At 34.3% G+C, this 18,229-nt stretch carries 19 protein-coding genes; 5 read left to right on the top strand and 14 right to left on the bottom strand.

What is annotated here, in order from left to right; genetic code table 11:
• Positions 1 to 225: 225 nt before the first annotated feature.
• On the bottom strand, positions 226 to 1,449 hold the full coding sequence (locus tag QQZ16_RS18735) for a response regulator (RefSeq protein WP_284561650.1): 1,224 nt from the start codon (positions 1,447 to 1,449) through the stop codon (positions 226 to 228).
• Positions 1,430 to 3,262: a sensor histidine kinase gene (locus tag QQZ16_RS18730; protein ID WP_284561649.1), complete on the bottom strand. Its 1,833-nt coding sequence runs from the start codon at positions 3,260 to 3,262 to the stop codon at positions 1,430 to 1,432. Before QQZ16_RS18730 ends, QQZ16_RS18735 begins: the two co-directional genes overlap by 20 nt.
• A 265-nt stretch (positions 3,263 to 3,527) precedes the next feature.
• Here QQZ16_RS18730 and QQZ16_RS18725 point away from each other — a divergent pair, with 265 nt between their 5' ends.
• The 3 genes from QQZ16_RS18725 (at position 3,528) to QQZ16_RS18715 (ending at position 6,656) form a co-directional block, all read left to right on the top strand.
• Positions 3,528 to 4,436 (top strand): carbohydrate ABC transporter permease, encoded by a 909-nt coding sequence (locus QQZ16_RS18725; RefSeq protein ID WP_396953867.1) that lies wholly within the window; start codon positions 3,528 to 3,530, stop codon positions 4,434 to 4,436.
• Positions 4,436 to 5,263, top strand: a complete 828-nt coding sequence (locus QQZ16_RS18720; protein WP_031537182.1) for a carbohydrate ABC transporter permease — start codon at positions 4,436 to 4,438, stop codon at positions 5,261 to 5,263. Before QQZ16_RS18725 ends, QQZ16_RS18720 begins: the two co-directional genes overlap by 1 nt.
• A gap of 94 nt (positions 5,264 to 5,357) precedes the next feature.
• Entirely contained in the window at positions 5,358 to 6,656 is a 1,299-nt protein-coding gene (locus QQZ16_RS18715; RefSeq protein WP_031537185.1) for an ABC transporter substrate-binding protein, read from the top strand.
• A 286-nt stretch (positions 6,657 to 6,942) separates the two neighbouring features.
• Here QQZ16_RS18715 and QQZ16_RS18710 read toward each other — a convergent pair whose 3' ends face one another.
• The 7 genes from QQZ16_RS18710 to QQZ16_RS18680 all read right to left on the bottom strand — a co-directional run bounded on the left by QQZ16_RS18710 (position 6,943) and on the right by QQZ16_RS18680 (position 13,034).
• On the bottom strand, positions 6,943 to 8,094 hold the full coding sequence (locus QQZ16_RS18710; protein ID WP_284561648.1) for a 3D domain-containing protein: 1,152 nt from the start codon (positions 8,092 to 8,094) through the stop codon (positions 6,943 to 6,945).
• Between the two features lie 218 nt (positions 8,095 to 8,312).
• On the bottom strand, positions 8,313 to 8,765 hold the full coding sequence (locus QQZ16_RS18705) for a GNAT family N-acetyltransferase (protein ID WP_284561647.1): 453 nt from the start codon (positions 8,763 to 8,765) through the stop codon (positions 8,313 to 8,315).
• 16 nt (positions 8,766 to 8,781) lie between these two features.
• Positions 8,782 to 10,722, bottom strand: coding sequence for a GTP-binding protein (locus QQZ16_RS18700; protein WP_284561646.1), 1,941 nt, complete (start codon positions 10,720 to 10,722; stop codon positions 8,782 to 8,784).
• A 111-nt stretch (positions 10,723 to 10,833) separates the two neighbouring features.
• Positions 10,834 to 11,244: a ribosomal maturation YjgA family protein gene (locus tag QQZ16_RS18695; RefSeq protein WP_284561645.1), complete on the bottom strand. Its 411-nt coding sequence runs from the start codon at positions 11,242 to 11,244 to the stop codon at positions 10,834 to 10,836.
• A gap of 172 nt (positions 11,245 to 11,416) precedes the next feature.
• Positions 11,417 to 11,620 (bottom strand): zinc ribbon domain-containing protein, encoded by a 204-nt coding sequence (locus QQZ16_RS18690; RefSeq protein ID WP_031537193.1) that lies wholly within the window; start codon positions 11,618 to 11,620, stop codon positions 11,417 to 11,419.
• A 127-nt stretch (positions 11,621 to 11,747) separates the two neighbouring features.
• Complete coding sequence (locus QQZ16_RS18685; protein ID WP_251627756.1) at positions 11,748 to 12,494, bottom strand: phosphotransferase family protein; 747 nt, start codon at positions 12,492 to 12,494, stop codon at positions 11,748 to 11,750.
• A gap of 39 nt (positions 12,495 to 12,533) precedes the next feature.
• Entirely contained in the window at positions 12,534 to 13,034 is a 501-nt protein-coding gene (locus QQZ16_RS18680; RefSeq protein ID WP_031537197.1) for a GNAT family N-acetyltransferase, read from the bottom strand.
• Positions 13,035 to 13,241: 207 nt separating this feature from the next.
• On the opposite strand from QQZ16_RS18680, the gene QQZ16_RS18675 reads away from it, so the two are divergent.
• Positions 13,242 to 14,021 (top strand): nitroreductase family protein, encoded by a 780-nt coding sequence (locus QQZ16_RS18675; RefSeq protein ID WP_031537198.1) that lies wholly within the window; start codon positions 13,242 to 13,244, stop codon positions 14,019 to 14,021.
• Between the two features lie 497 nt (positions 14,022 to 14,518).
• Here QQZ16_RS18675 and QQZ16_RS18670 read toward each other — a convergent pair whose 3' ends face one another.
• The 5 genes from QQZ16_RS18670 to QQZ16_RS18650 form a co-directional block, all read right to left on the bottom strand.
• On the bottom strand, positions 14,519 to 15,043 hold the full coding sequence (locus tag QQZ16_RS18670) for a PadR family transcriptional regulator (RefSeq protein ID WP_048717677.1): 525 nt from the start codon (positions 15,041 to 15,043) through the stop codon (positions 14,519 to 14,521).
• Positions 15,044 to 15,105: 62 nt separating this feature from the next.
• Positions 15,106 to 15,954: a sialate O-acetylesterase gene (locus tag QQZ16_RS18665; protein WP_031537200.1), complete on the bottom strand. Its 849-nt coding sequence runs from the start codon at positions 15,952 to 15,954 to the stop codon at positions 15,106 to 15,108.
• A gap of 375 nt (positions 15,955 to 16,329) precedes the next feature.
• Entirely contained in the window at positions 16,330 to 16,473 is a 144-nt protein-coding gene (locus tag QQZ16_RS18660; RefSeq protein ID WP_155986742.1) for a hypothetical protein, read from the bottom strand.
• Complete coding sequence (locus tag QQZ16_RS18655; RefSeq protein ID WP_048717678.1) at positions 16,473 to 16,670, bottom strand: helix-turn-helix transcriptional regulator; 198 nt, start codon at positions 16,668 to 16,670, stop codon at positions 16,473 to 16,475. The genes QQZ16_RS18660 and QQZ16_RS18655 overlap by 1 nt, the downstream gene beginning before the upstream one ends.
• Before the next feature lie 125 nt (positions 16,671 to 16,795).
• Positions 16,796 to 17,344 carry a short-chain dehydrogenase gene (locus QQZ16_RS18650; RefSeq protein ID WP_031537202.1) on the bottom strand — a complete coding sequence of 183 codons (549 nt, stop codon included), beginning with the start codon at positions 17,342 to 17,344 and terminating at the stop codon, positions 16,796 to 16,798.
• Between the two features lie 54 nt (positions 17,345 to 17,398).
• Here QQZ16_RS18650 and QQZ16_RS18645 point away from each other — a divergent pair, with 54 nt between their 5' ends.
• Positions 17,399 to 18,133, top strand: coding sequence for a helix-turn-helix domain-containing protein (locus QQZ16_RS18645; RefSeq protein WP_284561644.1), 735 nt, complete (start codon positions 17,399 to 17,401; stop codon positions 18,131 to 18,133).
• Positions 18,134 to 18,229: the final 96 nt, after the last annotated feature.

The raw sequence follows: 18,229 nt of genomic DNA, 5'->3' as shown, positions 1-18,229 counted from the left end.
GTAAGGTTTGTACTCCACACTTACGAGGTGTACAAAATTCGAATAAAAAAACAGGATTATATGCCAGTTGATGCCCCTTTTTAGGGGTTTTCTTTTCCTGAATTTAAGACGGAATAATTTGAACAAGATTTTGCACATTCCGAAATAAAGTGAAAAAAATAGCACATTATTTCAGATTTCCTCCCGGATTAATGTGGAAAAGAGTATCTGAAATATTGTGCTCGTTTACAACAATGCAATTTCTCTTTTCTTCCTGTCTTTATATGCTTCTAACTGAAATACATCTTCTTTATCAATAAATGACTGAATTCTCTCCTCTAAATCTGTAGGTAGGCTAAAGGGAATATTAAATTCTTTGTACCATCTAGCACTTAGCATCTGATATTCATTTTCCAAATGGAAAAGCTGCCTGAGGCATAATTGCTTTTTTTGAATGAAATCTGTTTGAATTTGTCCAATAAGTGAATGAAAAGCATCCATTTCACCTGTTTGTATGGCAATTTTAATAGAACTACCATAATCCATTAAACTTTTAATCTCTATTTCATCATTATTTATCACAATTTTTTCTTGGTTATTTCTTAAAACATTTCTATTCATTATCATAGACTTAGCATGTTGATAAGAAAGACTCAACTGTACTGCAGAGTTTACTTCGATCCCTATTGCAATCGTACAAGTCAAACCTAATAATTGCTGAATATTAATTTGTATTTCCTTAGCTATGATAAGTGATTCTTTTTTATTTTTTTTTAAAAGAAGGACAATTTCCCCTTTACTTGTTATATATCTGAATGCAATTCCACCACTTTTTTTGCTGAGTTGCTCATTTATTATATTTAATAGCGTAAAAAAGGTAATATCTTTATCTCCACCAAATTGCTCAACGGCTATATTACTTACTTGTAGAAGCCCAATTGTATATGCCGCTGCCTTTGTTAAACGAAATTCTTCCCACACAAATTTGTCCACTGGAACATTGTTAATAATCTGCGTTAACTTTTGGTCTCGATATGCCGGCTTCATTTTATTAATAAGTTGGTTTTTACTAAGTTTATTTATCCTTTCCATTTCCTCCGCTTTCCACTCATTCACTACCCTTATCAATGTATCATTCAGCATTTCAGGATCAATTGGTTTCAACAAATAGTCTGAGCTACCATAATGCATCGCTTTTCGCATATAATGATAATCATCATAACCGGTAACAACAATGGTTTTCCCTGCACAGTAATGCTCATCCATCCATTTTAAAAGCTGAGTTCCATCCATCTTCGGCATTTTCATGTCAGAGAATATTATTTCAGGATTTAATGATCGAATAATTTTAATGGCATCTTCTCCATTACTTGCTTCGTAAATTTCCGTAATCTCATTTCCTTCCCAATCAGCTAGTAGCTTTATTCCTTCTCTTACATGCTTTTCATCATCAACGATTAGTGCCCGCATATCCTCCCACTCCCTCTTGTAAAGATACTGGAATACGAACCATTACAGTAAACTCTTTATTCTCCACACTTTCCATTACTAAGGTAGCTTGTTCCCCATAGTAAAGCTGCAAGCGATCGTAAATATTTTTTAAACCAATTGATTCTTGTTCTTTTCCCTCCTTCATCGTTTCTCTTCGATACAATCCTTTGCGAAGAATCTCCAATTTTTCTTTTTTTACACCTCTTCCATTATCTTGAACAATAAATATTAATTCCTCCTCCTTTATATAAGAACAAATAGAGATGGATGCATCCTCCATCTCCTCGCTAAATCCATGTTTAAAGCAGTTTTCAATGATTGGTTGGAGAATCATTTTTGGAACGAATATTTCTTCCGTATCCGGTGAAATATTCATCTTTATATTCAATTCTTCTTCAAATCTTTGCTTCTGAAGACCGAGGTATGATTTAGCGTGCTTTATTTCTTTAGAGAATAGAACCATTTCGTCTCTCATATTCATACTGTAACGCATCATATCCGATAAGGACGTCAATAAGGAGTAGACCGGCACTGCCTTCATCTTTAGAGCAAGTGTTCCAATAGACTGAAAGCTATTATATAAAAAATGAGGATTTATCTGTGATTGTAATACTTTCAATTGTGCTGATTTATTTTCAATTTGTAATTTATATTCTTGGTCAATTAATCTATTGATTTGTAAAACCATTGATTTAAACCGTCTGCCAAGTATGCTGATTTCATCATTTCCTCTAATCTTAAAATCCGCCTCAAAAATGCCTTGCTCTACCTTTTTCATGTTATCGATTAAAACCTTAATGGGAGCTGTAATTTTAAAAGAGATGATTATCGTTATGACTAAAACAATGATTAAAGCCAATAAAGCAATAATCGTATTCATATATGCTGTTTCCTTTGCACTTTTGTAAAGACTAGAATAAGGAATACTTTTTATCATATACCAACTGTTATCCTGAACAGAAATGTTTTCATAAAATATTACCCCTGAAAAGTCCTTACTTTCCCAATTCATGTTATTTTGATGTGGACTGTTCTGGACTGCGTCAATCCATTCATCCTTACTTTTCTCCCCTATTAAAGCATTGTTAGAAGAATAAATAATCGTTCCGTTCTCGTTTATAATAGAAATATCTTCACTTTCTTTAACTAACCTATTCACTATTCCACCTATTTTGGAAAGATTTATATCAATAGACATAAACCCTAGAATCTCATTAGATGGCACATTTCTAATTTTATTGTGAAAAGATAGGACAGTTGATTTCTCTGAGTTAGGGATAATGGACAATCCATTATAACTATATATCGTATGTGGTGGTTCTATTAATGAATAGTTTGTTTTTCCCTGCTCTAATTTACGATAATAAGGATGCAAATAGATTGTTTGATTTTTCCCTCTTCCACTTATTCGAGAGTGATAATTTGTAAAAGAGTCTCTTCCTTTATTAATATATAAATGCATCTGTTCAATCTCAGAACGAGAATTATATACATATGCTAATACACGACGTACCTCCTCCATATTATCTTTGTTATTCTCTCCGACCCCTTGAGTCAACACATTCATGAAAGGAGTATAACGATATAATACAGTGGATATTAATGCAATATCCTCTAAGTAAGTAGTTAGTTCTTCCCTTCCTTTTACCATTAACTCTGTGTTATAAGAAAGGGACTCTTTGTTAATATTCTTTATCGTCTGATAATAAGTAAGGAGTATGCCGGTACCAAAAGGAAGAATAGTAGCAAGAAGTAAGAAAATCATCAGTTTTTTCCGTATACCCCATTTCATTTATGATCGAGAAATTTCAAACAACTTCATCGTTCCAATACACAGCACTAAAAGAAGTCATTCTATAAATTCTCTTCCCCCTCTCAAAATTGTATCCATATAAAAATAATACATAAGGATTGGTCAATATATTACACCTTACTCGTCAATGTAAACGGTTACTTGTTTTATTAATCTCATTATATTATAAATACAGGAGGTGCAGAAAGTGAATAATCAAAATAATGTAGAAAAAATAATCCCCCCCCTTGTTCAACAGTCAAATGTGAGCAGAAAACATTCACTCTCTACAAAGAGAAAGAAAAAATGGAAGGAAGTAGGGTTGTTTTCCCTTTTTGTAGGTCCAGTCTTTATTGCGTTTACAATAGTTGTTCTCGTTCCATTCTTTTCTGGTATTTATTACTCATTTACTGATTGGAATGGAATTACAGGAGAAATCAAATGGGTAGGATTGGAAAACTTTCAGTACATATTCACAGAAGATACTCAGTTTCTCCAATCTTTCAAACTCACTGCTCTGTATACCATTGTGGCAATTATTTTGACAAACACAATTGGCTTTGGTCTAGCCTTGCTTGTAACTCAAAAACTAAAATCTAGTAATTTATTACGTACGGTATTTTTTATGCCTAATCTACTTGGCGGCCTCTTACTCGGATTTATCTGGCAATTTATATTCATTAGAGGGTTTGCCTCTATTGGGGAACTAACTGGAATTCCACTATTTGAGCTCGCTTGGTTAGGAGATAAAAATACTGCCTTTTGGGGAATTGTAATTGTCAGCGTATGGCAGGGTGCAGGATATATTATGCTCATTTATATTGCAGCCTTACAAAATATTCCGAAAGAACTAATCGAAGCAGCAAAAATCGATGGAGCGAACCATTTTCAAGTCTTACGAAATATTAAAATCCCGCTCGTAGCACCGGCAGTCACCATCTGTTTATTCTTAACAACTGCATCTTCATTTAAAATATTTGATGCGAATCTTTCCTTAACAAATGGAGGGCCGTTTAAATCAACAGAAATGTTAGCGCTTAATATTTATACAGAGGCATTTGTAAATAATCGCTACGGAATCGGGGAAGCAAAAGCACTTATCTTCTTTATTGTCGTAGCAACCATCTCCATTATACAGGTTATGATTACAAAGAAAAAAGAGGTGGAATCTTGATGGAGAATAAATACACTAGCAAAACTTTATTGGTGGAAATATTCGGTATAATATTAGGCTTGCTATTTTTAATTCCATTTTATTATGTTATTTCGAATTCACTAAAATCTTTTGCCGAAATATTAACCAATACATCTGCATTACCAAGTTCACTTCATTTTGAAAATTATCTAAATGCTTTTGAAAAGTTAAATTTTCTTAAAGTATTTAGCAACTCTCTTCTTGTAACTATTGCAAGCAATCTTGTATTAGTAGTGTTCTGTTCGATGGCCGCTTACATGCTTGTCAGAACAAAAAAGAAAATAAGTAATATCATCTTTATGGCCTTTGTTGCCGCAATGATTATTCCTTTCCAATCGATTATGATTCCACTTATTAAAACAGCATCTAGCTTACACTTACTTAACAGTATTTGGGGTCTAGTGTTCATGTATCTAGGATTTGGGTCTGGGATGACAATCTTTTTATACCATGGTTTTATTAAAGGAATTCCAGTGGAATTAGAAGAAGCGGCTATTATAGATGGTTGCTCCCGATTTGGAGTTTTTTGGAGGATTGTTTTTCCATTATTAAAGCCCATTACGGTAACAATCATTATCTTAAATAGCTTATGGATATGGAATGACTATTTATTACCATCACTAGTATTACAAAATCCAGAATTGCGGACGATTCCACTTGCTACATTCTTTTTCTTTGGTCAATATACTAAACAATGGGATCTTGCATTAGCTGCACTTATGATAGGAATCATCCCATTATTAATTTTCTTCTTTTCTATGCAAAAACACATTATCCAAGGAATTACTAGCGGGTCTATTAAATAAGGAACAAAGAGGTTGTCTTCATTAATAATTTTTTTATTATAAAACTGCCTCTTCCATATAAATACGATATTTTCTATAAACAGGAGGAAATCACATGAAGTTCAAAAAAATGAAAAGGTATTCCCTACTAACTGGTATCTTAACTGCTTCCCTTCTTTTTGCAAGTGCTTGTTCCAATGAAGGGGCTTCAAGTAATAATGAATCTAGTAAAGATGATAAAGTTGTCGTTGACTTATTTAATGGGAAAGTAGAAATAGCTGATCAATTAAAAGCACTAACAGACCAATATACAAAAGAACATCCAAATGTAACATTTAATATTGAAACAGTCGGTGGAGGTGCAGATGGGACAGCAGCCTTAAAGGCGAAATTCGCGTCTAATACTGCTCCTGATATTTTTGGAAATGGTGGATATCAAGAGGCGGTGACTTGGCTAGATAAATTAGAAGATTTGTCGGATCAGCCATGGGTAGATGACGCTTATGAAAGTGCGTTAGTGCCAATGACGGTTGATGGAAAAATCTATGGCCAGCCTGTGAATCTAGAGGGATACGGTTTTGCCTACAATAAAGAGTTATTTAAAAAAGCAGGAATTACCGAATTACCAACTACTTTTTCTGAGTTAGAAACTGCTGCAGAAAAATTAAAAGCTGCTGGCATTACTCCTTTTTCAATTGGGTATGGAGAATGGTGGGTATTAGCTAATCATGGACTGAATGTACCCTTTGCTTATCAAGATGATGCAGATGCATTTATCAAAGGATTAAATGATGGCTCTACAAAAATCGCAGGCAATGAGCACTTTAATAATTTTTTTGATTTACTAGATTTAACTATAGACTACGGTAATAAAAACCCGTTAACAACAGACTATAATACACAAGTAACTTTGTTTGCAACTGGTGAAACAGCAATGATTCAACAAGGTAACTGGATTCAACCAATGATAGATAAAATTACTCCTAACTTAGAAGTAGGTTTTATTCCAATGCCATTAAGTGATGATGAAGCAAAATCAGATAAGCTAATGGTTGATGTACCTACAAACTGGGTCGTTCATAAAGATGCCCCTGAAAAAGACAAAGAAGCAGCATTAGATTTCTTAAACTGGATGGTAACTTCCGATTTTGCAAAAGAATCGATTGTAAAAGATTTCAAATATGTTCCAGCATTTGAATCAATCCAAGCAACCGCAGATGACATTGGTCCATTAGGGGCTGAAATCCAAAAGTATTCACAAGAAGGAAAAACCTATACATGGCAGTTTATGAAATATCCTGATGGTGCTGGTCAAGAGTTTGGAGCTAGTCTTCAAGCATATGTAGGAAATCAAAAATCACGTGAGGAAACAATGAAAGCATTAGATGATACGTGGGAAAAACTTAAAAAATAGACTAATAAGAGAGAAATACTAAACACTATCGTAAGTTATTCCATTCCAGTTAATCTTAACAATTTATTTATAATTTATTGATAGTTTCGTCATATATTATTCATAATATATGGGTATGATAATTATATAGTCATTAATAGCTTTTTCAAGTCCCCCCTTGAAATTGATAGATTTAAGGAGTGCCTAATAGCACTCCTCCTTTTTTGCATATAAATTCTCCGCCAAAATAAAAAAAGACTCTTCATAATAAAGAGTCTTGCATATTAAGATAAAAAGTAATAGTAAATTAGTTCAATATTTTTATTTTCACAGTTTTGCGTCCCCAAGCCTTTGCTTTTTTGGTTGAAGGCATTAAAACATCTATTTTATGTCCCTTAATAGCCCCACCAGTATCTCCTGCAATGGCTTCTCCATATCCTTCTACCCAAACTTTCGAACCTAATGGGATGACAGATGGATCGACTGCAATTAACTTCATATTCTTATTCTTTTTTATATTATATCCAAGTGCTGTATAATCAGATTTTGTATCTTCATGACTATAAGCAGTAGCCGTTACATAAATAACATCTTTATTACTAGAAGACTTGCTAGTCGATTTACTAGAAGATGCTTTACTTGATACACTTGCCACTTTACTTGTTGAAGCTGCCTTCCCTGCATTATTCTTCTTTGCTTCTTTTTGTTCTTGCTTTAATGCAGACTCTGCTTCACTAATTTGTGCAAGCACGGCATTTTTTTCGCTTTCAGCTAGTTCCACTTCTTTTGAAACTGCCGCAAACTTTTTCTGCACAGCTGAAAGTGCTTCTTGTCTCTTAGCTAGATTTTGTTGCAGATCATTTTGAGAAGCAGCTAGTTGATCATATTGGCCTGTTAGTTCTTCTTCTTTTTGATCAATTGCTAGTTTCTCTTCTTCAATTTTCTCAAGATCTGCTTGCTGCTGCTCTAATATATCTTTATCACCATCAAAAATAAGCGAAATAGCTGTTGCTCTACTAATAAAGTCAGCGAAGTCCTTTGCATTCAATAGTACTTCTAAAACGACGTTCGTTTGGTCTGTATTCTGCAAGGATACTAGACGCTCTTTCATAACGTCTTTACGTGCTAGTACTTTATCTTCTAAAACAACAATCTCTTCTTTCTTTTTCTCTATCTGTTGTTTCGTTTCTTCAATTTTTGCTTGCAGATTCGCTATTTTTTCTTTATTTTGCTGCATTTCTGTTTCAACGGCTTTTAAGTCTTCTTGAACAGTTTCCAACTCTTTTAAAGTTTTTTGCTTTTCTGCTTCTTTTTCGTTAATCAATTGCTCATTTTGGTTCAATTGATTTTTCGCTTTGTTAAGTGTTTCTTGACTCGTTTCTGCTTGTACCATAATCGCTGATGATAAAAAGATGACACTGCTTAGCGAAATGGCCATTAGTTTTTTTAAGGAACGCATCTAAAAACCCCTTTCTCTATTGTTATAACACATGAAAGAGGTTTCTAAATTACAATTCTATTAAAATAGTAAGTCATTCTTTTTAAAATTAGTTTACAAGCAAGCTAGTAATTTTTGAATATTCTCTAGCATTCCGTAGGGCTAGAAGGGAATATTACAGTTTGTTACCTTTGTAATATTTCTGTCAATTACTAATATTTATCTTTTTCTAAAATGGATTATATATCCTGTATCAGCCTTATCATATCCACACACTGGATTCCATTTTCATAGATTTCTTCCTCATAGTTTATTAGAAAAAAATCTTTATCTATTCGATTGATTCGAAACCCACATTTTTGATAGAGTGCAAGCTGACCAATACTACTATTGCCAGTACCCACTCTCATCACTTTATACCCTAGCTGTCTCGCTTCCTCTATGGCATGCATAATTAACTTCTTCCCAAAGCCTTTTCCTTGATAGATTTCAGCGACTGCTAGATTGATTAATTCTATTGATTCTTCTTTTATAGGTAACAAAACATAAACACCGATCAATTGCCCCTTTTCTTCCGCAATATAACATAAACCCTTTTTAAGATATTCATTTACTAGAAATTCAGATGGATCTGCTGTTAATAATAACTTAATGGGCGGACTTTCCTCTTGTGTTAGCTTTCGAATGATCATGGATTCATTTCCCCTTCTATGGACAATGCATCATTGCTTCTGCCTTCTCCCAAGGAACGGTATATCCTGCTCCTTTTGCACAAAAAATGGAGGAGGATGTATATTCCGGATCAGCATTTTTATCATAGCCTAGCCTGTCGATTACTTCCTCTTCATTATGACAAGGATAATAACCTGCAAATGTTAAGGAAAGCTGCCCTTTTCCTTGTGTGAATGATGCAAGTGTCGTACTATATTCCATAAAGGTAGCAACAGGAACCTTACCTGTAAGAATAGCCTTGTCTTCTAATGTTTCAGGCGTATTAAATTCCCCATATGCTGTTTGAATGTCAGACAAAACCCTGCCCATTTGTTCTATATCTACTTTTATTTTAAAGGAATAATACGGTTCTAATAAGCGGTTACGAGCTTTCTCCAAACCCTGTCTTAATGCTCGAAAGGTAGCTTCTCTGAAATCTCCTCCATGTGTATGTTTATTATGTGCTCTTCCCGTTAACAGGGTGACTTTTATATCTGTTAACGGTGATCCTGTTAATATCCCATGATGCTCCCTCTCAAAGAGATGCTGGCAAATGAGATTTTGGATAGCAATAGACAAATCATCTGTATGACAATTGCTCTCAAATACAATCCCGCAATTCCTTTTACCTGGCTCTAATTGAAGATGTACTTCCGCATAATGGCGCAATGGCTCAAAGTGTCCATAACCTATAGCGTCTGTCTCAATCGTTTCTTTATACAAAATTTCCGGCCGGTCAAACTGAACCTGTAAAGCAAATCTTTCAAATATGATTTCCTGAAGAACCTCTAGCTGTATTTTCCCCATAACATGTAAATGGATGTCTTGCAGCTTTTCTTCCCATGTCACATGAAGGGAAGGATCCTCTGCTTCTAATAGTTTAAAAAATGTAAGGGCATCCTTTTTATTCATCCTTGGTTCTAACACTACCCTAGAACGAAGAGTTGGCACTAATTCATACTCTGCTTTCTCCAGAAGTTCTCCGACTCCATCGCCTACAGCTGCATTTGTAAGGCCTGTTACAGCAAAAAGTTCTCCAGCATTGACTTCATTTACTTGCTGAAATTGAGTCCCATTATATTTACGTATTTGTGTGACTTTCTCCATGTCACCATTTCCATACATAAGCTCCTCTCTCACACACAACGTTCCACTTTTCGCTTTCATAAAGGTAATCCTCGTTCCAGAATCATCATAGCGAATTTTATAAACCCTTCCTGAAAACGGCTCATCCTTTTTGTACAATGTTGTCGTCAAATGATCAAAACAATGGAAAAATTCCTTTACCCCGATATCTTGTAAGGCAGATCCATAGCCACAAGGATAAAGACGAGAAGAACGAATCATTTCCTGCATTTTGTCGATCCAAAGTGTTGGTTGATAGCCTTTATCCATATAGTAATCAAGAAGCTCTTCGTCTCGTTCAGCCATAAATTCAATAAGCTCTTCGGACATATTACTGCCATCAAATGAGGATATATCACATACCTCGGTCGTAAATTGTGAACGTATTTCTGTGAGAACACGCTCTACATCCGCTCCAGTTCGGTCCACTTTATTGATAAAGAAAAACGTCGGAATCTGATGTATTTTTAAAAGACTCCAAACTGTTTCCGTATGGCCCTCGATGCCCTCTACTGCACTAATAATGACAATCGCAAAATCCATTACTTGAATCGCTCTTTCCATTTCTGGAGAGAAATCAACATGTCCTGGGGTATCGATTAAATAATACGTTGAATTTCCATGTTCAATCATGCCTTGGTCAGCAAAAACGGTGATACCTCGTTGTTTTTCAATTAGATGACTATCTAAAAATGCACTTTGATGATCCACACGCCCTCGTTTTTTTATACTATTTGTGTGATAAAGAAGCTGTTCGGAAAAAGTAGTTTTTCCTGCATCGACATGTGCTAATATTCCAATCGTTTTATTCATTTTGCAAGCGACTCCTATTCTAAATCTATGGCTCCATTAAATGAAGTAAGTTATATCTTATAATGACTTTACAAGCGTATCATTTTAAAAAAATGGACTCTAGCTTACCTATCATCTTTTTCTGCAAATTAATAATTTATCCACCAGACATGCTATTGCTATCCCAGATAAATAGCGGACTAGATCAACGACAAGGAATCCCCTTCCTAATATCAACGCACCCATTGTCGAATTTCTGAGCTCATTTATCCAATCTGCTTGATATAATTGACTGAATTCTATTCCAAAACAAAATAGGATACTACCTACCATAGCAAGCAGGATTTTTTTCCTCCCAAGAAGAAAACGAAAGCCAAAATAAATCATCATTGACCACAACATGTCTCCTGCATGTTGACTAATAAAGTCCGGAAGTAGATTACTAAATCGTCTGGAGAAAAGTCCTAATGCCACCATAAAAAAGGCAGCAACTAGGTAATTTTTTCTCTCCATGCTTTTCAATTTCTCATTTGATTGTTTCATTTTTCACTCACTATGTTTAGATTTTTATGAATATCTTTATTATAATTATTCCCTATAAGGCTTTCCATGTTTTCGTTTTCAAATATGTAGACAAAATGAAAGAGACCATTACACAACTGGTCTCTTTTCATCTTCATTACGTTAGGATTTTTCCGTCTATTAGCTTGGGGACTTACCCCAAGAACAAATCTAGAATATTAGAACCTTTTGATGTTTGTTTATTATAGAACTCTGAATACCCACATTTTTTGCAAAAAACAACAGTAAATGTATTATGCTGAATATCCATTAGCTTCGATAAGCCTGTTCCTGTCATTGCTACATCTTTTGTACCTACTTCCGTTCCACCGCATTTCACACAGCCTTTACTTTCCATATTCAACCACTCCTTATTCTTAAATATATAACCTTACGTTGAAAACCTCGGCAAATCCCATAATACTTCTTTAATTTGTTATCTTCCTATATCTTTACGTATGAAAATGGTTTAAGTTTCACTTTCGTTATCCTATATAACGATTAATAATCTTCAAAAGCTTGTCTTTATTTGCTGGAGAATCATTTTCGCTTAATCTTGCGGCTGCAATGATGGGCATCCATTCTAATATCGCCTCTTTTGTATCCCCGGTCTTGCTACAATAGATATTCAAATATAAATCAGCTAGTTCCTGATGATTTTCCAAATAGAGGAGATAGGTTCTACATATATCTGCCCGAACATCTCCTGCTCCAGCATCTACCCAATCGATTATCCATACTTTGTCATCTGCTTGCACGAGATTAAAAAGGTGATAGTCCCCATGGCAGAGTCTGGTCTCATTCGGCATTAACTTTAACTTAGCTAAAATCAGTGATTTTGTTTCAACCTCTAAAATATGCGAGCCTTCAATTTGTCTACGCCACTTTGCCGTGATTGGTTGTAGATCGTTTCCTTCATGATGATGAATTTGTTGTTGGATATCGATAGACTTGCTCATATAATATTCAGCCATCTCAAGATTCTCAAACAAGAGATCTCCTAACGTTTTTCCTTTTATGTATTCCATTATTAAAACTTGATTGTTGTTCACTTTCGTTATTTCTATCACTTTTGGAACAGGTAAACCACAAGAATGAGCAAACCTTTGCTTCGCTGCTTCCATTGCCGATTCCGTTGGTGGAAGATAGTCTTTATATATTTTGAAAATTTTATGATCATTTAAGTAAATCTTTGCTGTATTTCCAGTAGCTATTGGTTCTCCTAAATTCACTCTACTCCCTCCCTACTTTTTAACAAACCAAATGATTAATTAAGAAATAGCTCTAGCATATCGTAATGATACCTGCTCTTCTCCTGTTTCTGTAACGGTTATCTTTTTCTCTTGAAAAATATATCCTCTTGCTTCATAAAACGGGATTCCCCTGTGATTTCCCTCTTGTACAGAAACCCATTGCCTTGTTGCGCCAAGGGCTACCTGGTCTTTCGTCAATGCTTCAAGCAAAAGTCTTCCAATCCCTTGATAGCGGTATTTTTCATCTATATAAAGAACAAAAACCTCCGAGACATTATCTCCCGTTATTCCTCCTCCAATTACGCCAACTACTTCAGAATCAAAAAGAGCAACATAGGAATAGCTCCCATTCTCTATATCTTTTTCTATTCGATTAAGCTTGTACCAAAAATCAACCGTTTGGTTCTGACATTCTTCACTCAGCTTGCCTTCTACCGTTTGCCGCCAACCAGTTGAACAAATTTTTCGAATCATTTCCGCATGTTCCTTTTTTGGTTTTTCAATAGATATTTTTGTCATGCTTTATTCCCCTTCTTCAAAATTTAAGTTCCTTTTTTTCAGCTATTCATATGCTTAAAGAATACCATTTAATTCGTAAAGCACCTATAAAAATTACTGGAATTTTATAAGTATTTAAAATAAACTGTATTTTAAGAGGATGTCTCATAGAATAAATGGAAAGTGATAGTTTAGCGAAAAGGCAAATATTAAATTAGGAGTGATTGTTTGGAATTAAATGATGTTATACATGGCCATAGATCGATAAGACAATATGAAGATAAGGAAGTTAGTCAAGAGCTATTGGATCAAATCTTAGAAGCAGGAATCCGCGCCTCATCAAGTGGTAATATGCAGTCTTATTCTATCATTGTTACGAAGGATAAGGAGCTTAAAAATCAATTATACAGTGCACATATGGACCAATCCATGGTTGTGGATGCACCTATTCTCCTTACATTTTGTGCAGATTTCAATCGAATGAGAAAGTGGCTGGAGCTTAATGATGCGCCAGTACATTTTGATAATTATATGAGCTTTATGATAGGTGCGATTGATGCAACATTAGTATCACAAAACTGTGCTTTAGCAGCAGAAAATGCTGGCCTTGGCATTTGCTATATGGGCTCTACTCTTGCAAATTGTGATCAAATCGGCAAACTTCTAAATTTACCAGAGAATGTTGTACCTATTGTAGGCTATTCTTTAGGGTATCCTGCAGAAAATCCAGCTCCACGTGATCGACTGCCAAAGCATGGGCTTGTTCACTATGATACCTATCAGGATTATTCAGACCAAGATATTCTTGAAATATATAAAGAACGGGATGAAAAGGGCTGGAATCGCTATATGGATGTCCCTCGACTGAAAGAAATGACAGAACAATTAGGATTAAAAAATCTAGCTCAAATCTACACCATTGCAAAATATACGAAAGAATCTCATCACGAATTTTCACAAACTGTATTAAATTACTTGGAAAAACAAAATTTTATGAATAACGGGTAATAGTTTACTTCCTGGAGAAGGTTTTTGTGTTTTTATTAATAAAAAATAATGAGGCTTGGACAAAACTAAATAACCAAACTTTAAAGACGAACTATCTCTAATTTAGCTCTTAAATAAAGCTGCTTTCTCATGATGGTTATCTATGTTTTTAAATATAGTCAAGTGTAAAAACTAAGTCGTTCCATTGCGTTACAGACGCACGATGCGCCGGGGAGGAAGCTAAGCCTCCTCGCTGCGCTGCGGGGTCTAAAGCGCCTCTACTTCCCGCAGGAGTCGAACGTCCTCCACTCCATTCCACTTTGTTTTTAAACCTTTATCCAAATAACAAATACGAATATTCACGTGAATCAATTACATAATCGTTAGTTTTTATTGTTAGTTGAAATGCTTATTTCCCAGCCTCATTATCTTTGTCGCAAACCATGTAACAGAATTTGCTTGTATACTATGAAAGGATCTCCATCTTTCGCACAACCAAACTTTTATTTCAATGCCTCTTATCTTTTTTCATTACTTATATCTTTTAGCAATCCTTCAAACCATTGAACATTTACTAAATGATGTGAACGTGAATTTTCCAACATCTTTTTGAAATAAGTAGGAATCGTTTCATTATGCTGAAGCGTTTGTTCTAATAAAAAAATTTTCTTTTGCGTTTGTTCGATTTGTATATTTATTAGTTTTGTTAGTTCCTCTTTTGTATATTCATCTGCAAATAACATTGCTGCATAAAAAGATAAATTTATATAATCTGTCTTAGAACCATACTTAAACATCAATTTTTCGAATTCTTTATCACCTAGTTCTGTGATAATATAATTACGCTTTTCTCTAGTATTATCTAATTGGTCCACTTGTTGAATATATTGCTTTTCTTCTAATTGTTGAAGATTATAATAGAAGGATCCCTTAGTAAAATTCACTATATATTGATAATGTCTCTCTTCCATTAGTGCCAACAATTCGTATCCGTAAGAACCTGGTTTTTGTTTTAATAAGCCTAAAATGAGTAATGGTATCAAAAAAACACCTTCTTTTATTCTTCCTTAAAAGTATTGGAATAGTTATTGCATTTTTTTATCGTTTACTTCTTGTTTATTTGTATGAGCTGAGATTCAAATTCGTCATATGAAATTTTCCCTACCGCTAATTCTAGCGTCTTCCTATATATCTTTTCTGATTTGGTATTTACTCTAGTATGAATAAGGTTTATCAACTCATTTTCATTATTTAACGGTTCCAATACATGTTGTTTTTTAGAAAAGGCTTCAAAATACCGCAAACCAAATTTTCTTTGAGAAATTGCATCAATATGAATACCATCTGGATTAGAAGTTAAGCCTTCTGCAGTGACAAAATAGCAATTGTCTTGTTCAAAAGCAAATTTTTGCAGCTCTTGATTAATAAAATTATATTCAGCAGAATATTTCCCAAATCCCTCTTTTCCTAGAAAATCTCCCAAACCACCAATAATAAAAGGAATATCTGGAGCATTTAACTCCACTCTAAGAGCCTCAACAATGGAAAATAATTTATTATAATAGACTTTGTAATTCCCATTCATACTATCGCTTTCTCCTTGATGCCATAGAATTCCTGTTAACTCACTATTCTCCATAGCAAATTTGGCTTCGGTAATTGCATGTCGAAAAAGCGGTTGATCAACTGCCCATTCATCTAGCGTGCTTCCACCTTCTGCACAGGGAATAAGGCCAATCTTATCATCTTGATTTTCGCGACTCCATGCTTCTGCAAAGGAACCAACTAGACTAATTCCTGAAACAGGACGGTCATAATTGACAGGCTCCGTCATCATTTGCCATCTTCCATTACGCAACATTTGTATTCTCTCATTATAAATCGGAGGAACTTCATGGATAAATCCTCGTCCCGCCATATTCGACTGTCCTATCATTAAAAACGATTTAATCATTTTTTTCATCCTTTCTTTTAGAAGATATTTTAATTATTGCCTTCGATACTTTTTGAATATAGCTACTGATCAATTTTTTAATAGTTGGGTTGTTTGAAACAATATCTTAGTAGATTATCCTCGAAAGTAAGGTCTATCCATTTCACATTTAGTCTAATTAGACTAATCACTCTTAGAATATTATAGTCTAATTAGACTGTTTGTCAAATGTTTGAGAGGACTAACCACGACGGTGTAGCGAATAATGCATAATTTATTTGATAAGTTCCCTCCCCCCTCTTTCTCCCTAAAATAGGTTCCATCATAGAATAATATTCTTTTTATTAAAACGATCTGCAAGCACTGCTCCAAAAAAATTAACAAGTAGAGAGGGTACTAAACTAAAAGCCAGATAGTCAAGAATAATGGGAATTCTAAGGAGATTTGAAAATGGGATAATGATCCTTCTGATAAATAATATAAAATCTTTTCCTCCCGATACTCATCATCTGGCAATAAAAACGATATCCAAGATTTCATTACAACTCCACCTCCCAAAAGAGATCATCCAGTGTTTTATTAAGTTCATTTGCTATTGCTATACAAAGTTGAAGACTTGGACTATGTTTTCCATTTTCGATCAATCCGATTGTCTGTCGAGCGACTCCTACTCCTTTAGCTAACTGTTCTTGAGTAATTGACAATTTCATCCTTATTATTTTCACATTATTTTTCATAAACTCACCTGCCATGTTAATACAATAATTTCTAAAATAAGGTGGTTAACTCTTCTTATTGGATTAACCACCCTTTACTTTAAGTACAATTCTTCAAAAGCCTAATGAATCTCCGTTTTGATGACTTACGGGTGCTTATCCCAAGGTTCAATTTGGCCAATGGTTAGTATCTTCTTCTTTTTCTTAATCGCTTCAATGATTCCATCTGAAATTTCCTTATTTGTTAACCACCTTGAACGGGAACCCTCTGTTACAAATCCCAATTGAACTTGATAATATGAACAACCCGTAGGCATTGTAACTTCTCTCTTAATTTTATTTAGATCTGAACTACTGCCTAAAACATGGAATAACTCCCATTCACTTTTACTAATTAAAACCTCTTTCGCTATTATATTAAGTGCATTTGGAGCAGTAGAGTGAATCCATGCTACTACAATATCAATAGCACCATTTTTATTTATTGTTGCATGCACTTTCTTTTGTAATTCATCATGATTACTATAATCAACAAATAGTGGTGTGACATGACTATCTAAGTCTGTTTGTTCTATTAAATCCTTCATCCGATCAGAATTCCTAGCGATGATTGAAACATGATACCCTTGTTCTAATAACCAGAGTGATACCCCTGATAACATACCTGTTCCACCAACTACTAATGCATGCTTCATTAATTTTCCTCCCCATTATGATACAATTTTTATAATAACTAAGAAGGTGATTATGTGAGTTCAACAAAACTATTACTAGAAAACAATAATGGAGTTTTCTTATATAAAAAAGATTTCGGCCAAGAAAGCAACTGGCGTTCAGATAATTATTATAAATTTATTTACTCTTTAATGGGAACGATAGATTACCAAACGAACAGAAGTCAGCTTACCCTTCATAATCAACATTTTATTTTATTCAACCCACTAGATGAACATAAACAATTAGCAATAGACGATAGGAAATTTTTAATTGAATTAAACCCTTCTTTTCTTAATGAGGTTTCTCAAGCTCTCTATCCTGTTCACAATGATATCCAGTTTGCTACACATATCCAGAAGAACTCTCAAATTTCAAATTGGGTTAGATTTGTATTAGATTTCGTACAACTTGAAAAAGATGACACAAAATCTATGGAAATATTTTTGGAACACAGTTTCACTCAATTGGCTTTAATGTTACTGAAAAGTGCTGTTGGAACCCATACACAAGATATAAATTTAAATACCTATAAAACAATAGATCCACAAATTTATAAAACAATATTAGCTTTAAAAGAAGATTATCAGCATTCTTGGACCTTGAATGAGATGGCAAAAGTAGCGAATTTAAGTAAATTTCAATTTGCCCATTACTTTAAAGACATCTTAGGGATTTCCCCATACTCTTGGTTACAAACTTACCGAGTCGTCAAAAGTCAGGAAATGCTAAAAAAAAACTTACACGGCACAACTAACACAATGATTTAGTTGTGCCGATTCCACTTGCTTTCAATATTGTTTAAATATGCATTTGGGTCCTGCTTAAATCTTCTCTGTTTTGTGTGTTCATGTATTCGACTGTCC

The organism is Bacillus sp. T2.9-1, assembly GCF_950097965.1.
Lineage (GTDB): Bacteria > Bacillota > Bacilli > Bacillales > Cytobacillaceae > Niallia > Niallia hominis.
The sequence above is the reverse complement of the archived record's forward strand: the minus strand, read 5'-3'. Positions and strand labels throughout refer to the sequence as shown.

Coding starts and splice junctions, on each gene's coding strand:
- QQZ16_RS18710 (WP_284561648.1), bottom strand. CDS start 8,094: ATGCGTTCCTTAAAAAAACTAATGGCCATTTCGCTAAGCAGTGTCATC.
- QQZ16_RS18735 (WP_284561650.1), bottom strand. CDS start 1,449: ATGCGGGCACTAATCGTTGATGATGAAAAGCATGTAAGAGAAGGAATA.
- QQZ16_RS18665 (WP_031537200.1), bottom strand. CDS start 15,954: ATGATTAAATCGTTTTTAATGATAGGACAGTCGAATATGGCGGGACGA.
- QQZ16_RS18720 (WP_031537182.1), top strand. CDS start 4,436: ATGGAGAATAAATACACTAGCAAAACTTTATTGGTGGAAATATTCGGT.
- QQZ16_RS18705 (WP_284561647.1), bottom strand. CDS start 8,765: ATGATCATTCGAAAGCTAACACAAGAGGAAAGTCCGCCCATTAAGTTA.
- QQZ16_RS18730 (WP_284561649.1), bottom strand. CDS start 3,262: ATGAAATGGGGTATACGGAAAAAACTGATGATTTTCTTACTTCTTGCT.
- QQZ16_RS18700 (WP_284561646.1), bottom strand. CDS start 10,722: ATGAATAAAACGATTGGAATATTAGCACATGTCGATGCAGGAAAAACT.
- QQZ16_RS18655 (WP_048717678.1), bottom strand. CDS start 16,670: ATGAAAAATAATGTGAAAATAATAAGGATGAAATTGTCAATTACTCAA.
- QQZ16_RS18690 (WP_031537193.1), bottom strand. CDS start 11,620: ATGGAAAGTAAAGGCTGTGTGAAATGCGGTGGAACGGAAGTAGGTACA.
- QQZ16_RS18695 (WP_284561645.1), bottom strand. CDS start 11,244: ATGAAACAATCAAATGAGAAATTGAAAAGCATGGAGAGAAAAAATTAC.
- QQZ16_RS18715 (WP_031537185.1), top strand. CDS start 5,358: ATGAAGTTCAAAAAAATGAAAAGGTATTCCCTACTAACTGGTATCTTA.
- QQZ16_RS18650 (WP_031537202.1), bottom strand. CDS start 17,344: ATGAAGCATGCATTAGTAGTTGGTGGAACAGGTATGTTATCAGGGGTA.
- QQZ16_RS18660 (WP_155986742.1), bottom strand. CDS start 16,473: ATGAAATCTTGGATATCGTTTTTATTGCCAGATGATGAGTATCGGGAG.
- QQZ16_RS18680 (WP_031537197.1), bottom strand. CDS start 13,034: ATGACAAAAATATCTATTGAAAAACCAAAAAAGGAACATGCGGAAATG.